This window comes from Frankia sp. EI5c, assembly GCF_001636565.1.
Classification (GTDB): Bacteria; Actinomycetota; Actinomycetes; order Frankiales; family Frankiaceae; genus Parafrankia.
In genome coordinates this window covers 127,866-143,391 of record NZ_LRTK01000016.1, presented here as the reverse complement: position 1 = coordinate 143,391, position 15,526 = coordinate 127,866, and the positions used below count along the sequence as shown (strand labels likewise).

The following is a 15,526-nucleotide window of genomic DNA, read 5'->3' as shown; positions in this document are numbered from 1 at the left end:
GGACGACGGCCGCCGAGGCGACCAGCGCACCGCCGGAGGAGTCCAGGGAACGCTCCGCCACCAGCAGCACGGCCAGCGCGGCGAACACCAGGATGGTGCCCTGCATGAACAGGGTCGGCCCGTCGATGGCGACCGCGCCGGCGGCCAGGATCTCCCGCCGGGAGTGCAGGAGTGCCACCGCGACGAACGCGCCGACGAAGCCGGCACCGGCGAGCAGGGGCTGGATCACCCGCCGCGCCTTCGGCGGCGCGAAGGCGTCCACGAGGACACCGAGCAGCGCGACACCGAAGAGGATGAGCATCGGGCTGAGCGCCGAGTACTCGATAGACGGTGGTGTGATCTTCTGTGTGACGCCCTGTGCCACCACAGTCGATACGGCGCTCACGAATGGCCTCCGGATTCCGGCGCGGCCACCGGGGCCGTCGGCGCCGGGTCAGACTTCCCGATGTCCGCGAAGGTCGCGGTCACCGTGGGCGTGATGATGTCGAGCAGCGGCTTCGGGTACACGCCGAGCCNGATGATGAGAGCCACCATCGGCGCGACCACCACCCGCTCCCGCACGCTGAGATCCTTGATCAGGCGAAGCTTCTCGTCCTTCACCGGACCGGTCATCGTGCGCTGGTACAGATACAGGATGTAGATCGCGGCCAGCACGATGCCGCAGGTCGCGACGATCGCCAGCGCCTTGTACTCGGTGAACGTGCCGACCAGCACCAGGAACTCGCTGACGAAGCTGTTCGTCCCCGGCAGGGCCAGTGACGAGAGCCCCGCGATCAGGAAGACCCCGGCGAGGATCGGCGTCACCTGGGCCAGGCCGCCGTAGGAACCGACGTCCCGGCTGCCGCGGCGGGCGACGAGGAAGCCGACGATCACGAACAGCAGGCCCGTCGACAGGCCGTGGTTGACCATGTAGAGCACCGCACCGGTGCCGGCCTGCGAGGTGAAGGCGAACGTTCCCAGGGCGATGAAGCCGAAGTGGGCCAGCGAGGTGTAGGCGACCAGGCGCTTCATATCCCGCTGGCCGATCGCCAGCAGGGCACCGTAGAAGATCCCGATCACCGCCAGGGCCAGCACCAGGGGTGCGAAGTACTCGGAGGCGTCGGGGAACAGCGGGATGCAGTAGCGGATCAGGCCGAAGGTGCCGACCTTGTCCAGCACCCCGACGAGCAGGACGGCCCCGCCGGTCGGCGACTGCGCACCCGCGTCGGGCAGCCAGGTGTGGAACGGGAACAGCGGCGCCTTGATGGCGAAGGCGATGAAGAAGCCGAGGAAGAGCAGCTTCTGCACGCCGGGGGTGATCTCCAGCTGGCGCAGGGTGGCGAAGTCGAACGTGCCCGTCCCGAGCTGGTCGGCGGAGACCACGTACAGGCCGATCACCGCGGCCAGCATCAGCAGCCCGCCGAAGAGGCTGTAGAGCAGGAACTTGACCGCCGCGTAGGACCGCTGCGCCTNCTCCTCGACCGGCCCGTAGCTCCCGATCAGGAAGTACATCGGGATGAGCATGGCCTCGAAGAAGACGTAGAAGAGGAACACGTCGGTGGCCGCGAAGACACCGATCATCCCCGTCTCCAGCGCCAGCAGCAGCGCGAAGAACGCGGGGACGGACCGGTTGACCTCGTCCACCTCGTCCCAGGAGGCCAGGACGACGACGGGCACCAGCAGTGCGGCGAGCAGCATCAGCACCAGCGAGATGCCGTCGGCGCCCACCGAGTAGGAGACGCCGAACTGCTTGATCCAGTCATAGGACTGGCCGAACTGGAAACCGGCCTTGTCCGGGTCGTAGGCGGCGGTGGCCAGGATGGCCAGCACCAGCACCGCGAGCGAGACGGCGAGCGTGAGCTGCTTGGCGAGCAGGCCGAGCCGGCGGGGCAGCGTCGCGACCACGAACGAACCGGCCGCGGGGACGATCAGCATGATCGTCAGCCAGGGTGCCGTTCCCATGTCAGCCTGCCCTGGTCAGCAGCAGAGCACCGACCACGAGGACGGTACCTCCCAACATCGACAGTGCGTAGGACCGGACGAAGCCGGTCTGGGTGCGTCGCAGCCGGCCGGACAGCCCGCCGACGGCCGCGGCGCTTCCGCGCACGAAGCCGTCGATCCCGACGTTGTCCGCCCAGACCAGGAAGCGGGTCAGGTACTGCCCCGGTCGCATGGCGACGGTCTCGTTGATCGTGTTCGCGTAGAGGTCGTGGCGGGCGGCCACGGTCACCACGCTGACCTCCGCGTCCGGCCGGGCCACGGCCTCGACCGGGCGAAGCTGGTAGCGCAGGTAGGCGCCGGCGAAACCACCGGCGGAGACGACCAGCACCAGCGCGGTGACGACCGCGGGCGAGATGTCGTGATGCGCCTCGCCGTGCTCACCGACCACCGGCGCGAGCCAGTTCTGCATCGAGTCGCCGAGGACGAACAGCCCACCGGCGAAGACCGAACCCAACGCCAGCAGCACCATCGGCGCGGTCATCGAGGTCGGCGACTCGTGCGGGTGCTTCGCCTTCGGGCCCTCGTGCTCCCAGCGCGCCTTGCCGTGGAAGGTCATGAGGAACAGTCGCGTCATGTAGAAGGCGGTGATCCCGGCGCCCAGCAGGGCCACTCCCCCGAGGACGTAGCCGCTGGTACCGCCCTTGGCCAGGGCCGTCTCGATGATCCGGTCCTTGGTGAAGAAGCCGGACAGCCCCGGGAAACCGATGATCGCCAGATAGCCGAGCCCGAACGTGACCCAGGTGATCGGCATGTACCGCCACAGGCCGCCGTACCGGCGCATGTCCTGCTCGTCCTCCATCGCGTGGATGACGGAGCCGGAACCGAGGAAGAGGCCGGCCTTGAAGAAGCCGTGCGCCAGCAGGTGCATGATGCCCAGCGCGTAGCCGGCGGGGCCGAGGCCCACCGCCAGGAACATGTAGCCGATCTGGCTGACGGTCGAGTAGGCCAGCACCTTCTTGATGTCGTCGTAGGCGCAGCCGATGACGCACCCGATCAGGATGGTGACGGCCCCGATGATCAGGACCACGGTACGCGCGGCCTGCGTCTCGTCGAAGATCGGCGCCGAGCGGACGATCAGGTAGACACCGGCGGTGACCATGGTGGCCGCGTGGATCAGGGCCGAGATCGGGGTCGGGCCCTCCATCGCGTCCGGAAGCCAGGCCTGCAGCGGGAACTGACCGGACTTGCCGCAGGCACCCAGCAGGAGCAGCAGGGCCATCGCGCTGATCGTGCCGTAACCGATCACGTCCGCGGCGGCCGCGCCGAACACCTCGTCGTAGTTGGTGCTGCCCACGGTGGCGAACATGAACATGATCGCGAGCGCCAGGCCGACGTCACCGACGCGGTTCATGTAGAACGCCTTGTTCGCGGCGGTGGCCGCGGCGGGCTTGAACTCCCAGAACTTGATGAGCAGGTAGGACGAGAGACCGACCAGCTCCCAGCCGCCGTAGAGGACCAGGAAGTTGTTGCCCAGCACCAGCAGCAGCATGGAGGCCAGGAACAGGTTCATGTAGGCGAAGAAGCGCCGCCGCCCCGCGTCGTGCTTCATGTAGCCGATCGAGTAGACGTGGATCAGCGTGCCCACACCGGTGATCAGCAGCACGAACAGGACGGAGAGCTGGTCGACCAGCAGGCCGACATCCACCTGGAAGCCGTTGACCGGCACCCAGCTGAACAGGTGCTGGGAGACCGCGCGGTCGTCGCCGTCCCGGTCGAGGAGCCCGAAGAACAGCACCAGGCCGACGACGAACGACGCCGCGGCGGTGAGCGTTCCGAGCAGATGGCCCCACCGGTCGGTACGCCGCCCGCCGAGCAGGAGAACAGCCGCCCCGGCCAGCGGAAGCGCGATGAGCAGCCAGGTCAGCGAGAAAGCCCCGGAAGCCGCGGCGTAGTGCACGGCGCCACCGCCGTGCTCCTCGGCCGCGAGCAGGGCGTCTGACGCGCTCATCGCGGTCCGGTTCCGGGCACGTGCGCCAGCGCCAGGGCCACCGGAGGTGGTCCGGGCTGCGCCGCCCCTGTTGCGCAAAGCGTCACTGCAGTGTCGTCCGTTCTTCCGTGACCGGAGGTCGTCCCGGTCGCGACCGCGTCACGGCGGCCGGGGAAAGGCCTCGGGAGGCCCGAGTTCGTGGAGATCGGTTCAGTACTTGAGGAGGTTCACGTCGTCGACCGACGCGGATCTGCGCGTCCGGAAGATCGCCAGAATGATCGCAAGACCCACGACGACCTCGGCGGCGGCCACCACCATGACGAAGAACGCCATGATCTGGCCCTCCAGCGTCCCGTGGATGCGGGAGAAGGTGACCAGCGTCAGGTTCACCGAGTTGAGCATCAGCTCGATCGACATGAACACGACGATCGCGTTGCGCCGGACGAGCACGCCGGTCGCCCCGATGGTGAACAGCAGACCCGACAGGATCAGATAGTTCGCCGGGTTCACCGACCACTCCCCCTGCCCGCGCCCACCGGCGCCGACTCGCCGACGACGGACCCGTCGCCGGCGTCCTCCGCTGTGCCGTTCACGCCCGCACCGTTCGCGCCCGGGCCGCGCACGCTCTGACCGTCTCCCGAGCCGTCACCGCCGAGCCCCGCGCCCCCGGGACCGGAGCCACCGGAGCCACCGGATCCGCCTCCGCCGGGACCGCCGGACCCGCCCGGTCCCGCGTCACCCGGCCCCCCGCTGGACGGTCCGGCGCCACCGGCACCACGGCCGTCGTCGCCGGGGGGAGTCGCACCGACCGCCACCGGCTCGCCAGTGCCCCGCACGGCCTGCTCCAGATCCGGGTTGATGGCGAAGACCTTCGGCCCGGGCCGGGGAGTGATCGGGCCACCCGCGGTGAAGCGGCGGCGCATCTGCTCCTTCTGGCTCAGCTTCTCGCCCGCGTGTTCGCGGTGGCCGAGCACCATCGTCCCGATGGCCGCGACGACGAGCAGCGCCGAGATCGCCTCGAAGACGAACACGTACTCGGTGAACAGCAGACGTCCGATCGCGTGGACGTTGCCGCCGGTGTTCGCCGCCTCCAGGCCCGCGGCCGTCTGGCCGTCGATCGCGCCACCGATCGGGAACACCAGCAGGCCCGCGAAGCCGAGGCCGAGGATGACCGCGGCGATCCGCTGGCCGCGCAGCGTCTCGACGAGCGAGTCGGACGAGTCGACACCGACCAGCATCAGCACGAACAGGAACAGAACCATGATCGCGCCGGTGTAGACGATGATCTGGACGAAGCCGAGGAACGGCGCGTCCTGGATCAGGTAGAACACCGCCACGCAGAACAGGTTCACCACCAGCAGCAGCGCCGAGTGCACCGCGCTGCGCATCAGGACCATGCCGAGCGCGGCGATGAGTGCCACCGGCGCGAGCAGCCAGAAGGTCCAGNCCTCGCCGTTCGACGTACTGGTGATCTCAGCCGCCTGGGCGAGAATCTGCGGATTCATCGTGGCCGCTCCGAACCCGCGCCGTGGGCGGGCACCTCGTCGGCCCGGGAGTGCTCGCCGGCGGTGCGGCGGTCGATGACGCTCTCCGCCGTGGCCGCCGCGTCGCCGGCCGCCGGCGAGCCACCCGTCTGCCAGGGCAGCGGGGCGTCAGGATCCCGGGTGTAGTAGTCGGTCTCGCTCTCGCCCAGCCGCATCGGGTGCGGGGGCGATTCCATCCCCTCCCGCAGCGGGGCGAGGAGCTGCTCCTTGGTGAAGATCAGGTCCTGGCGGCTGTCGTCGGCGAGCTCGTAGTCGTTCGACATCGTCAGCGCGCGCGTGGGGCACGCCTCGATGCACAGCCNGCACAGGATGCACCGCAGGTAGTTGATCTGGTAGACGCGGCCGTACCGCTCACCTGGCGAGAAACGCTGCTCGTCGGTGTTGTCCGCGCCCTCGACGTAGATCGCGTCCGCCGGGCAGGCCCAGGCGCACAGCTCGCACCCGACGCACTTCTCCAGGCCGTCCGGATGCCGGTTGAGCTGGTGCCGGCCGTGGAAGCGCGGCGCCGTCTCCTTCTTGTACTCCGGGTACTGCTCGGTCGTCGGCTTCTTGAACATCGTCGAGAAGGTGACGCCGAAACCCTTGTAGGGGTCGAGGATCCCCATGGTTCAGCTCTCCTGACGCGGGCCGGAGCCCGCGGGGATGACGGTGGTGGTTCCCTGGTCACGCCCGGCCAGCGCGGCCACCGGAGCACCGGACGGCGGCGGCCACGGAATGCTGTCCAGGCTCGGAGCCGACTCGGCCCGTTCCCGCTCGGCCTCCTCCTGCTCCCGCCGGGCCTTGGCCGCGCCGGGATCGATGATCGCAACGATGAGCAGAACGCCCACCACGACCCCGAAGCCGATCAGCCACGGTGTCCGGTCGGAGACATGCTCCTGGTAGGCGCGGAAGGTGGCGACCGCCAGCACCCACACCAGACCGACCGGGATCAGGACCTTCCAGCCGAAGGCCATGAACTGGTCGTAACGCAGCCGCGGCAGCGTGCCCCGCAGCCAGATGAACACGAAGATGAACAGCAGCAGCTTGATGACGAACCAGATCAGCGGGTACCAGCCGTGGTCCAGCCCGGACAGCCCCGGGATCGGCGGCGGCTGCCACCCGCCCAGGAACAGCGTGGTCGCGATCGCCGAGACGGTGACCATGTTGATGTACTCGGCGAGGAAGAAGAACGCGAACTTGATCGAGCTGTACTCGGTGTGGAAGCCGCCGACCAGCTCACCCTCGGCCTCGGGGAGGTCGAAGGGCGTCCGGTTGGTCTCACCGACCATCGCGATGACGTACAGGATGAACGACGGCAGCAGCGCCACGTACCACCAGTCGTGCTGGCTCTGCACGATTCCGGCGGTGCTCAGCGTCCCGGCGTAGATGAAGACCGCGACGAACGCGAGGCCCATCGCGACCTCGTAGGAGATGATCTGCGCCGCCGAGCGCAGCGAGCCCAGCAGCGGGTAGGTCGACCCGCTGGACCAGCCGGCGAGGATCAGCCCGTAAACCCCCAGCGACGCCGCCGCCAGCAGGTACAGCACGCTGACGGGCAGGTCGGCGAGCTGCAGCAGCGTGCGCTCACCGAAGATCGACACCTCGGGCCCGAACGGGATGCACGCGAACGCCAGGAACGCGGGGACCGCGGAGATGACCGGCGCCAGGATGAAGATCGGCTTGTCGGCCAGCGCCGGGATGATGTCTTCCTTGAGCATGAGCTTCACGCCGTCGGCGAGGCTCTGCAGCCAGCCGCGCGGGCCGTGCCGGTTGGGCCCGACCCGCTGCTGCATCTTCGCGACGACCTTGCGCTCGAAGACGATCGAGAACAGCGTCATCACCAGCAGGAACGCGAAGACCGCGACCGCTTTGATCAGAATGAGCCAGAACGGGTCGTCGGTGAGGACGGACGTGTCCGGGTCGCCGAGGTTCGCGGCGAGCAGGACTGTCGAGGTCCCGGTCATGCCCGGCCTCCGGTGGTGTCGTTCCGTCCGACGGGGGCCACTGCCACGGCGGTGTCCCGGGCCTCGGCGAGCTGGGAGCCCAGCGCCGTCCCGCCCGTCCCGTCGACCGGGAAGGTGTCGACGCCGCCGCCGGGCGCCGTCTCGGTCGGCAGCAGGCCACCGGCGGTGAGCCGGACCAGCACCCCGGCGTGCTCGGCCAGCGAGCGGCGCACATGGGAGCCGGGGGAATGCGTCGGCACCCAGACCACCCGGTCCGGCATCTCGGTGATCTCCAGGGGCAGCGTCACCGAGCCGCGGGCGGTGCTCGCGGTGACCGGCTGGCCGGCGACCGCGCCGATCTCGGCGGCGGTCGCCGCGGAGAGCAGCAGGCGCGGCGGGCGCGCGGTACCGGCGAGGTAGGGCTCACCGGCCTGCAGGGCGCCGTCGTCGAGGTTCAGGTGCCAGGTGGCGAGCAGGGCCTCGCCCGGGCCGGCGGTCACCGGCGCGGCCGGGGCCTCGGCCGGAGCAGGGCCGCGGTTGGTCTCGTCGCCGGCCCGGCCGAGCTCGCTCAGCTCGCGCGCCGCCGCGCCCGCGTCCGGGATCCGCAGGTCGAGCCCCATCTCCGCGGCCAGCAGGTGCAGCACCCGCAGGTCGGGCAGCGCCGGGGTGTCGAGTGCGCGCTGGAAGGGACGCAGCCGGCCCTCCCAGTTCACGAACGTGCCGGCCTTCTCCGCGACCGGTGCGACCGGGAAGACCACGTCGGCCACCTCGGCGATCGCGGAGCGGCGGATCTCCAGCGACACGCAGAAGGGCACCCGGGCCAGCGTGGCCAGGGCCCCCGCCGGGTCGGGCAGGTCCTCGGCGTCCACACCGGCGACGACGACCGCGTCGAGCCGGCCCGCCTCGGCCGCGGCCAGGATGCCGGCGGTGTCCCGGCCGGGTGCGCCGAGCAGGCGCGCTCCCCAGAAGGACTCCACCTCGGCGCGGGCCCCGATGTCCGCCACCGGGCGCCCGCCCGGGAGCAGCGAGGGAAGCAGTCCGGCGGAGACCGCGCCACGCTCACCGGCGCGGCGGGGCACCCAGGCGAGGGCGGCGCCGGTCGCCTCGGCCAGCCGCAGGGCGGCCGACAGCGTGCCCGGTGACTCGGCGGCCCGGGAGCCGACCAGGATCACCGCGCCGGGCGCGCGCAGCGCCTCGGTGGTGGCGGAGGCACCCGCGGAAGCACCGCCGGCCAGTTCGTCGAGGGCAGCGGCCTCGGCGCCGGGCACGACCGGGATCAGTGTCCCGGACAGCTTCCGCAGACCGCGGGTGGCCAGCGGCGCGAGCGCGTACACCGCGGTACCGCGCTTGCTGGCCGCCTTGCGCAGCCGCAGGAAGACGACGCCGGCCTCCTCCTCGGGCTCGAACGCGACGAGCAGGACGGCGGGCGCCGCCTCCAGGTCGGCGTAGGTGACCCCGATGCCGGTACCCGCGACCGCGCTGGCGAGGAAGGCCTCCTCCTCGGCGGAGTGCGGGCGGGCCCGGAAGTCGACGTCGTTCGTGCCGAGCGCGAGGCGGGCGAACTTGGCGTAGGCGTAGGCGTCCTCGCGGGTCAGCCGGCCGCCGGCGAGCACGCCGACTCCGTGCCTGTCCCGGCACTCGGCCAGGCCGCGGGCGGCGTACTCCAGCGCCTCCGACCAGCTGGCCTCGACCAGCTCACCGGTGCTGTCGTCGCGGATCAGCGGCGTGGTCAGCCGGTCGGCCTGGCGCGCGTAGGTGAACGCGAAGCGGCCCTTGTCGCAGTTCCACTCCTCGTTCACCGCCGGGTCCTCGGCGGCGAGGCGCCGGGTCACCTTGCCGCGCCGGTGGTCGGTGCGCAGCGAGCAGCCGGCCGCGCAGTGCTCGCAGGACGTCGGCGTCGACACCAGGTCGAACGGCCGGGCCCGGAACCGGTAGGCCGCGGAGGTGAGCGCGCCGACCGGGCAGATCTGCACCGTGTTGCCGGAGAAGTAGGAGGAGAACGGCTGGCCGTCGCTGACGGCGACCTGCTCGGCCGCGCCGCGCTCGAACAGCTCGATGAACGGGTCACCGGCGATCTGCGCGGAGAAGCGGGTGCACCGCGCGCACAGCACGCAGCGCTCGCGGTCCAGCAGGATCTGGCTGGAGATGGCCAGCGGCTTGGGGTAGGCGCGCTTGGTCTCCTTGAAGCGGGAGGTGGCCGCGCCGTTCGCCATCGACTGGTTCTGCAGCGGGCACTCGCCGCCCTTGTCGCAGATCGGGCAGTCGAGCGGATGGTTGAGGAGAAGGAACTCCAGCGTCCCCGCCTGGGCCTTCTTGGCCACCGGCGAGGAGACCTGGGTCTTCACCACCATGTCCGCGGCCACCGTCGTGGTGCAGGACGCGACCGGCTTGCGCTGGCCCTCGACCTCGACGATGCACTGCCGGCAGGCCCCGACCGGGTCCAGCAGCGGGTGGTCGCAGAAGCGCGGGATCTCGATGCCCAGCTGCTCCGCGGCCCGGATGATGAGGGTGCCCTTCGGCACGCTCACCGGCAGGCCGTCGATGGTGAGCGTGACGTGGTCGGGGGCGGCCGGCACGGCCGGCTTCTCTGGGGCGACAGTCATGATCTCAGTGCGCTCCCGCGTAGGCGCCCGGCGTGCCCGCGGCCGCGCCACCCGCGGCCGCGCCGTTCGCCGAGCCGGCAACCGACGTGGTGGAACCCGACGGGCCCACCGGGGTGATCGGGAGGAATTCGTTCCGGAAGTACTTGATCCCGGAGACGATCGGCGAGGTGGCGCCGTCCGCGAGCGCGCAGAAGGCGCGTCCGAAGATGTTGTCGCAGGCGTCGACGAGGGTGTCGACGTCGTCCGGGTCGCCCTGGCCGCGCTCCATGCGGGAGAGGATCTGCACCATCCAGGTGGTGCCCTCCCGGCAGNGGGTGCACTTGCCGCACGACTCGTGCGCGTAGAACTGGGTGAGGCGGCGGACGATCGGGAGCATGTCCACGGTGTCGTCCATGATCATGAGCGCGGCGGTGCCGAGCAGCGACCCGGCCTCCTGCACACCCTCGAAGTCCAGCGGGACGTCGAGGTGGTCGCCGGTGAGCAGCGGGGTGGACGAGCCGCCCGGGGTCCAGGCCTTCAGCTTGCGGCCGCCGAGCACACCGCCCGCCATGTCGAGCAGCTCACGCAGCGTCGTGCCCATCGGGGCCTCGTACTGGCCGGGCCGGGTCACGTGGCCGGACAGGCTGTAGATCTTCGGGCCCGGGGAGCGTTCGCGGCCCATCGAGCGGAACCAGTCGACGCCATAGTTCACGATGAACGGCACCGTCGCGATGGTCTCGACGTTGTTCACGACCGTGGGGGACGCGTACAGCCCGTGGGTCGCCGGGAACGGCGGCCGCAGCCGGGGCTGGCCGCGGCGGCCCTCCAGCGAGTCGAGCAGCGCCGTCTCCTCGCCGCAGATGTAGGCGCCGGCGCCGGAGTGCACCACCAGGTCGAGGTCGAAGCCGCTCCCGAGGATGTCCCGCCCCAGGTAGCCGGCCTGGTAGGCCTCGGCCGTGGCGGCGCGCAGCCGGCGGGCGGCGTGGATCAGCTCGCCGCGCAGGTAGATGAAGGCCCGGCTCGCCCGCACCGCGTAGGCGGCGATGACGATGCCCTCGATCAGCGAGTGCGGGTCCGCCTTCATCAGCGGGGCGTCCTTGCAGGTGCCCGGCTCACCCTCGTCGGCGTTGATGACGAGGTAGTGCGGCTTGCCGTCACCCTGCGGGATGAAGCCCCACTTCATACCGGTGGGGAAACCCGCGCCGCCGCGGCCGCGCAGGCCGGAGTCCTTGATGAGCTTGATGATGTCGTCGGGGCCCTGGGCGAGCGCCCGGCGCAGGCCCTGGTAGCCGTCGAGGCGCTCGTACGTCGCCAGCGTCCACGACTCGGGCGCGTTCCAGCGCCGGGTGAGGACCGGGGTGACAGGCATGGTCAGTTCACCTTCGTCTGCGTGGCGCCGGTCGCCGGGGCAGGCGGCGGTGCCTGGTCCGCCGCGCCCGCCGCGCCCTCGGGGGCGGACGGCGGCGCGGTCGACGGGAGCGGCGTCAGCGGCGGAGCACCGGCGACGCCGTCCTCCGGCTTCCAGCCGCCGGCCTCGGCGATCAGCACACCGGCCAGCGACGGATCGCCCACACCCGGCCCCGCGATGCCCGCCGGCCGAGGGTCAGCGAACCCGGCGAGCTGGAACGATGCCTCGCCGAAGGTACACAGCGGACCACCCCGGGTCGGCGCCGGGCGTTCCCCGCGCCGCAGCGCGTCGACGATTTCCGCGGCGGAGTCGGGCGTGACCTGGTCGTAGAACTCGTAGTTCACCGTCATGACCGGCGCGTAGTCACAGGCCGCCAGGCACTCGGCGTGCTCGANGGTGATCGTGCCGTCCTCGGTGGTCTGGTCGTGCCCGACCCCGAGGTCGCCGGAAAGCCGCTTGTAGACGTCCTCGCCACCGCGGAGCAGGCAGGAGAGGTTCGTGCAGACCGACACGAGCCAGTCACCGACCGGGCGACGCTTGTACATCGTGTAGAAGGTCGCCACCGCGCCGACCTCGGCGTGGGTGATGCCGAGCTGCTCCGCGCAGAAGGCCACCCCCTCCTCGGTGACAGCCCCCTCCTCCGACTGCACCAGGTGCAGCATCGGCAGCAGCGCGGAGCGGGAACGCCCCTCCGGGTAGCGCGCGATGATCTCGCGGGCGGCGGCCCGGGTCTGTTCGGTCAGTGCCATCAGCGGTCAACTCCCCCGAGCACCGGGTCCACGGAGGCTACTCCGACGATCACGTCCGCGACCTGCCCGCCCTCCGTCATCGCGGGCACCGCCTGCAGGTTGACGAAGCTTGGGTCGCGGACGTGGACGCGGAACGGCCTGGTGCCGCCATCGCTGACCACGTGGTAGCCGAGCTCGCCGCGCGGCGACTCGATCTGCGTGTAGACCTGGCCGGNCGGCACCCGGAAGCCCTCGGTGACGAGCTTGAAGTGGTGGATCAGGGCCTCCATCGAGGTCCCCATGATCTTGCGGATGTGATCGAGCGAGTTGCCCATGCCGTCGGAGCCGATCGCGAGCTGCGAGGGCCAGGCGATCTTCTTGTCGGCCACCATGACCGGGCCGGGCCGCAGCCGGTCCAGGCACTGCTCAATGATCTTGAGAGATTCGCCCATCTCCTCCAGCCGCACCAGGTACCGGGCGTAGGAGTCGCCCTCCAGCGCGGTGGGGACGTCGAACTCGTAGGTCTCGTAGCCGCAGTACGGCATGGTCTTGCGCAGGTCCCACGGCAGCCCCGCGGCGCGCAGCACCGGACCGGTCGTCCCGAGGGCGATGCAGGCGGCCGCGTCGAGGAAGTTGACGTCGACCATCCGCGCCTTCCAGATGGGCTGGCCGGTCAGCAGCGCGTGGTACTCGCGGATCCGCTTCGGCATGTCCACGAGGAACTCGCGGATCCTGGGCACCGCCTCGTCCGGGAGGTCCTGCGCGAGGCCGCCGGGCCGGATGTAGGCGNGGTTCATCCGCAGGCCGGTGATCAGTTCGAGCAGGTCGAGGATCTTCTCCCGCTCGCGGAACCCGAAGATCATGCCGGTGGTGGCGCCGAGCTCCATNCCGCCGGTGGCCAGCCAGACCAGGTGCGAGGCGATCCGCTGCAGCTCCATGACCAGCACCCGGATCACGGTCGCCCGCTCGGGCACCTCGTCGGNGATGCCGAGCAGCTTCTCGACCGACAGGCAGTAGGCCGCCTCGNTGTACAGCGGGGAGAGGTAGTCCGCCCGGGTCAGGAAGGTGACCGCCTGCGTCCAGGTGCGGTACTCACAGCTCTTCTCGATGCCGGTGTGCAGGTAGCCGATGACGAGGCGGGTCTCGGTGACCGTCTCGCCCTCGATCTCCAGCACGAGCCGCAGCACCCCGTGTGTCGACGGGTGCTGCGGGCCCATGTTGACGACGATGCGTTCACCGTCGTCCTCACCGGAGCCGAGAACCTGCTCCCAGTCACCGCCGGTGACGGTGTAGACCCGGCCGGCCGAGGACTCGGTGAAACCGGCCTCGTAGGGCTGGGCCCCGGTGATGGTCTCGGCCGGACCACCGGCGGCCGAACCGCCGGCCGCGCCGACGGTCGTCTCGGTGTGCGTGCTCATAGCGAACCTCGGAAGTCGGCTCGGGTGTGCCTGGTGGACGCGCGTTCCGCGGCCCCCACCCGGCGCGGTGTGCCAACCGGACGGTGCGTGGCGGCAGGCCCGGTCACGAGTAGCTCCGGCGGGTCTCGGGCGGCGGGATCTGGGCGCCCTTGTACTCGACGGCGATGCCGCCCAGCGGGTAGTCCTTCCGCTGCGGGTGACCCACCCAGTCGTCCGGCATCATGATCCGCGCCAGGCCGGGGTGGCCCTCGTAGACGATGCCGAACAGGTCGTAGGCCTCCCGCTCGTGCCAGTCCGCGGTCGGCCAGACCGGGGTCAGGCTCGGCAGGTGCGGGTCCTCGTCCGGCACGGAGACCTCGACGCGCAGCCGCCGGCGGTGCGTCATGGAGGTCAGGTGCACCACCGAGTGCAGGCGCCGGCCCGTCAGGTCGTCGGGGTAGTCCGCCCCGGACAGCGAGGACAGCAGCTCGAAGCGCAGCCCCGGCTCGTCGCGCAGCTTCCACGCTACTTCCAGGAGCTTCTCGCGGCGGATGTGCAGCGTCAGCTCGCCGAAGGCGAACACGACCCGCTCGACGGCGTCACCGAGCTCCGGGTAGACCCGCTCCAGGGTGTCGTACACCGTGTCCGCCGCGTCGTCGCCGAACGGGCGGGAACTCGACGCCAGGCTCGGCACCGGCGGGACCAGCCCGCCGAAACCGGAGGTGTCGCCGCTGCCGCGGGCCCCGAACGCGTCCCGGGGCCGACCTCCTGGGCCGCCCGGAACGCCGGCGTTACCCGGTACCAGCTCAGTCATCGGTCAGGGTCTCCGTGCTCGGTCCGGGTCCGCCGGCCCGGGACTCGTCGGTCGGCTTGGCGTCGACGGGCACCCGCTTGCCGCGGCCGAAGACCGACGGCGGCGCGATCGCGGCCGGGCGCCGGGTGTCCAGGGACGGCTCGACGGCACCGCGGCCCGCCGGCACGGGGGCGTCCTCGGGGAGGCTGAAGCGCTTCCGGTCGTTGACCGACAGGGTGCGGGTGTCGACCGCCCCGGCCGGCAGCCCGGCCCACGCCGTGGCGACCTCGATCGGCTTCGGGTACGGCGACGTGCCGACCTCGGTGTGCTCGACCTTGCCCGACACCGACCCCGCGAGGATCTTCTCGTGCAGCTTGACGATCGCGTCCATCAGCATCTCGGGGCGCGGCGGGCAGCCGGGCAGGTACATGTCGACCGGCACGATGTGGTCGACGCCCTGCACGATCGCGTAGTTGTTGAACATGCCGCCGCTGCTCGCGCAGACACCCATCGACAGCACCCACTTGGGCTCGGGCATCTGGTCGTAGATCTGGCGCAGCACGGGGGCCATCTTCTGGCTCACCCGGCCCGCCACGATCATGAGGTCGGCCTGGCGCGGGCTGGCGCGGAAGACCTCCATCCCGAAGCGGGAGAGGTCGTAGCGGCCGGCGCCGGTCGACATCATCTCGATGGCGCAGCAGGCCAGACCGAACGTGGCCGGCCACAGCGAGGACCTGCGCGACCAGTTCGCGAGCTTCTCGACGGTGGTCAGCAGCACACCGCCGGGCAGCTTCTCCTCTAGTCCCATTCCAGACCCCCCCGACGCCACTCGTAGGCGTAGGCGACGAAGATCGTCGCCATGAACAACGCCATCGCACCGAGACCGAAGACCGCGAGGCTGTCGAACGCGACGGCCCACGGGAACAGGAAGATGATCTCGATGTCGAAGACGATGAAGAGCATCGCGGTGTTGTAGTACTTCACCGGGAAGCGGTGCGGCCCGGCCGGTACCGGCTCGGGNTCGATACCGCACTCGTAGATGTCGACCTTGGCACGGTTGAACCGTTTCGGGCCGACCAGCGCGCTCACCGCCACGGAACCGACCGCGAACAGCATCGCGATCGCGAGCAGAACGAGGATCGGCACATAACTGTCCAGCATGCCGAACTCCTCTCCTTCGAATGTTTGGTGCGGACGTCTTGGTGGCGGTTCGCCGTGGGCGGCCGTAACGCGCCTCACCCGGGC

Annotated in this window: 10 protein-coding genes and 16 pseudogenes; all 26 read right to left on the bottom strand. The window is 70.7% G+C overall.

What is annotated here, in order from left to right:
- A pseudogene (locus UG55_RS34965) lies at nt 1–385 on the bottom strand (NADH-quinone oxidoreductase subunit N); the annotation flags it as partial.
- Nucleotides 382–515, bottom strand: a pseudogene (locus tag UG55_RS34960) (hypothetical protein); the annotation flags it as partial. The pseudogenes UG55_RS34960 and UG55_RS34965, both read right to left, overlap by 4 nt.
- Nucleotide 516: 1 nt before the next feature.
- A pseudogene (locus UG55_RS34955) lies at nt 517–1,451 on the bottom strand (NADH-quinone oxidoreductase subunit M); the annotation flags it as partial.
- Between the two features lies 1 nt (nt 1,452).
- A pseudogene (locus UG55_RS34950) lies at nt 1,453–1,941 on the bottom strand (NADH-quinone oxidoreductase subunit M); the annotation flags it as partial.
- Between the two features lies 1 nt (nt 1,942).
- Nucleotides 1,943–3,928 carry an NADH-quinone oxidoreductase subunit L gene (nuoL, locus tag UG55_RS10140; RefSeq protein ID WP_066066245.1) on the bottom strand — a complete coding sequence of 662 codons (1,986 nt, stop codon included), beginning with the start codon at nt 3,926–3,928 and terminating at the stop codon, nt 1,943–1,945.
- Nucleotides 3,929–4,117: 189 nt separating this feature from the next.
- On the bottom strand, nt 4,118–4,417 hold the full coding sequence (gene nuoK, locus UG55_RS10135; RefSeq protein WP_066066242.1) for an NADH-quinone oxidoreductase subunit NuoK: 300 nt from the start codon (nt 4,415–4,417) through the stop codon (nt 4,118–4,120).
- Nucleotides 4,414–5,353 (bottom strand): annotated as a pseudogene (locus tag UG55_RS10130) (NADH-quinone oxidoreductase subunit J); the annotation flags it as partial. The pseudogene UG55_RS10130 and the gene nuoK, both read right to left, overlap by 4 nt.
- A gap of 1 nt (nt 5,354) precedes the next feature.
- Nucleotides 5,355–5,412, bottom strand: a 58-nt coding sequence (locus UG55_RS45275) for a hypothetical protein (RefSeq protein ID WP_255360461.1), incomplete at its 3' end; no start/stop codon positions are given.
- Nucleotides 5,409–5,752 (bottom strand): annotated as a pseudogene (locus UG55_RS34945) (NADH-quinone oxidoreductase subunit I); the annotation flags it as partial. The pseudogene UG55_RS34945 and the gene UG55_RS45275, both read right to left, overlap by 4 nt.
- Nucleotide 5,753: 1 nt before the next feature.
- A partial coding sequence (nuoI, locus tag UG55_RS34940) for an NADH-quinone oxidoreductase subunit NuoI (RefSeq protein WP_242424104.1) occupies nt 5,754–6,056 on the bottom strand: 303 nt, incomplete at its 3' end.
- A gap of 3 nt (nt 6,057–6,059) precedes the next feature.
- Nucleotides 6,060–7,394 (bottom strand): NADH-quinone oxidoreductase subunit NuoH, encoded by a 1,335-nt coding sequence (nuoH, locus tag UG55_RS10120; RefSeq protein WP_066066234.1) that lies wholly within the window; start codon nt 7,392–7,394, stop codon nt 6,060–6,062.
- Nucleotides 7,391–9,976 carry an NADH-quinone oxidoreductase subunit G gene (locus tag UG55_RS10115; protein ID WP_066066383.1) on the bottom strand — a complete coding sequence of 862 codons (2,586 nt, stop codon included), beginning with the start codon at nt 9,974–9,976 and terminating at the stop codon, nt 7,391–7,393. The genes nuoH and UG55_RS10115 overlap by 4 nt, the downstream gene beginning before the upstream one ends.
- Nucleotides 9,977–9,980: 4 nt before the next feature.
- A pseudogene (locus UG55_RS34935) lies at nt 9,981–10,287 on the bottom strand (NADH-ubiquinone oxidoreductase-F iron-sulfur binding region domain-containing protein); the annotation flags it as partial.
- A 1-nt stretch (nt 10,288) separates the two neighbouring features.
- On the bottom strand, nt 10,289–11,324 hold a 1,036-nt coding region (gene nuoF, locus UG55_RS10110; protein WP_242424103.1), incomplete at its 3' end, for an NADH-quinone oxidoreductase subunit NuoF.
- 2 nt (nt 11,325–11,326) lie between these two features.
- Nucleotides 11,327–11,757: pseudogene (locus UG55_RS34930) on the bottom strand (NAD(P)H-dependent oxidoreductase subunit E); the annotation flags it as partial.
- A gap of 1 nt (nt 11,758) precedes the next feature.
- Nucleotides 11,759–12,112 (bottom strand): NAD(P)H-dependent oxidoreductase subunit E (locus UG55_RS34925; RefSeq protein ID WP_242424102.1); only part of this gene is annotated, 354 nt, incomplete at its 3' end.
- Nucleotides 12,112–12,326, bottom strand: a pseudogene (locus UG55_RS34920) (NADH dehydrogenase subunit D); the annotation flags it as partial. The gene UG55_RS34925 and the pseudogene UG55_RS34920, both read right to left, overlap by 1 nt.
- Nucleotide 12,327: 1 nt before the next feature.
- Nucleotides 12,328–12,880 (bottom strand): annotated as a pseudogene (locus UG55_RS34915) (NADH dehydrogenase subunit D); the annotation flags it as partial.
- A gap of 1 nt (nt 12,881) precedes the next feature.
- A pseudogene (locus UG55_RS34910) lies at nt 12,882–12,978 on the bottom strand (hypothetical protein); the annotation flags it as partial.
- 1 nt (nt 12,979) lies between these two features.
- Nucleotides 12,980–13,073, bottom strand: a pseudogene (locus UG55_RS34905) (hypothetical protein); the annotation flags it as partial.
- Between the two features lies 1 nt (nt 13,074).
- A pseudogene (locus UG55_RS34900) lies at nt 13,075–13,117 on the bottom strand (hypothetical protein); the annotation flags it as partial.
- Nucleotide 13,118: 1 nt separating this feature from the next.
- Nucleotides 13,119–13,509: pseudogene (locus tag UG55_RS34895) on the bottom strand (NADH dehydrogenase subunit D); the annotation flags it as partial.
- 103 nt (nt 13,510–13,612) lie between these two features.
- Entirely contained in the window at nt 13,613–14,302 is a 690-nt protein-coding gene (locus tag UG55_RS10095; RefSeq protein WP_066066220.1) for an NADH-quinone oxidoreductase subunit C, read from the bottom strand.
- The gene (locus tag UG55_RS46935) at nt 14,295–15,089 is read right to left on the bottom strand and encodes an NADH-quinone oxidoreductase subunit B family protein (RefSeq protein ID WP_066066217.1); all 795 of its coding nucleotides are present in this window, start codon (nt 15,087–15,089) and stop codon (nt 14,295–14,297) included. Before UG55_RS46935 ends, UG55_RS10095 begins: the two co-directional genes overlap by 8 nt.
- Nucleotides 15,080–15,301 (bottom strand): annotated as a pseudogene (gene ndhC / locus UG55_RS34885) (NADH-quinone oxidoreductase subunit A); the annotation flags it as partial. The pseudogene ndhC and the gene UG55_RS46935, both read right to left, overlap by 10 nt.
- 1 nt (nt 15,302) lies before the next feature.
- A pseudogene (locus tag UG55_RS34880) lies at nt 15,303–15,439 on the bottom strand (NADH-quinone oxidoreductase subunit A); the annotation flags it as partial.
- Nucleotides 15,440–15,526: the final 87 nt, after the last annotated feature.

What these genes read in the sequence shown, in the direction of transcription:
- nuoL (WP_066066245.1), bottom strand. Translation starts at nt 3,928, where the DNA reads ATGAGCGCGTCAGACGCCCTGCTCGCGGCCGAGGAGCACGGCGGTGGC.
- UG55_RS10095 (WP_066066220.1), bottom strand. Translation starts at nt 14,302, where the DNA reads ATGACTGAGCTGGTACCGGGTAACGCCGGCGTTCCGGGCGGCCCAGGA.
- nuoH (WP_066066234.1), bottom strand. Translation starts at nt 7,394, where the DNA reads ATGACCGGGACCTCGACAGTCCTGCTCGCCGCGAACCTCGGCGACCCG.
- UG55_RS10115 (WP_066066383.1), bottom strand. Translation starts at nt 9,976, where the DNA reads ATGACTGTCGCCCCAGAGAAGCCGGCCGTGCCGGCCGCCCCCGACCAC.
- UG55_RS46935 (WP_066066217.1), bottom strand. Translation starts at nt 15,089, where the DNA reads ATGGGACTAGAGGAGAAGCTGCCCGGCGGTGTGCTGCTGACCACCGTC.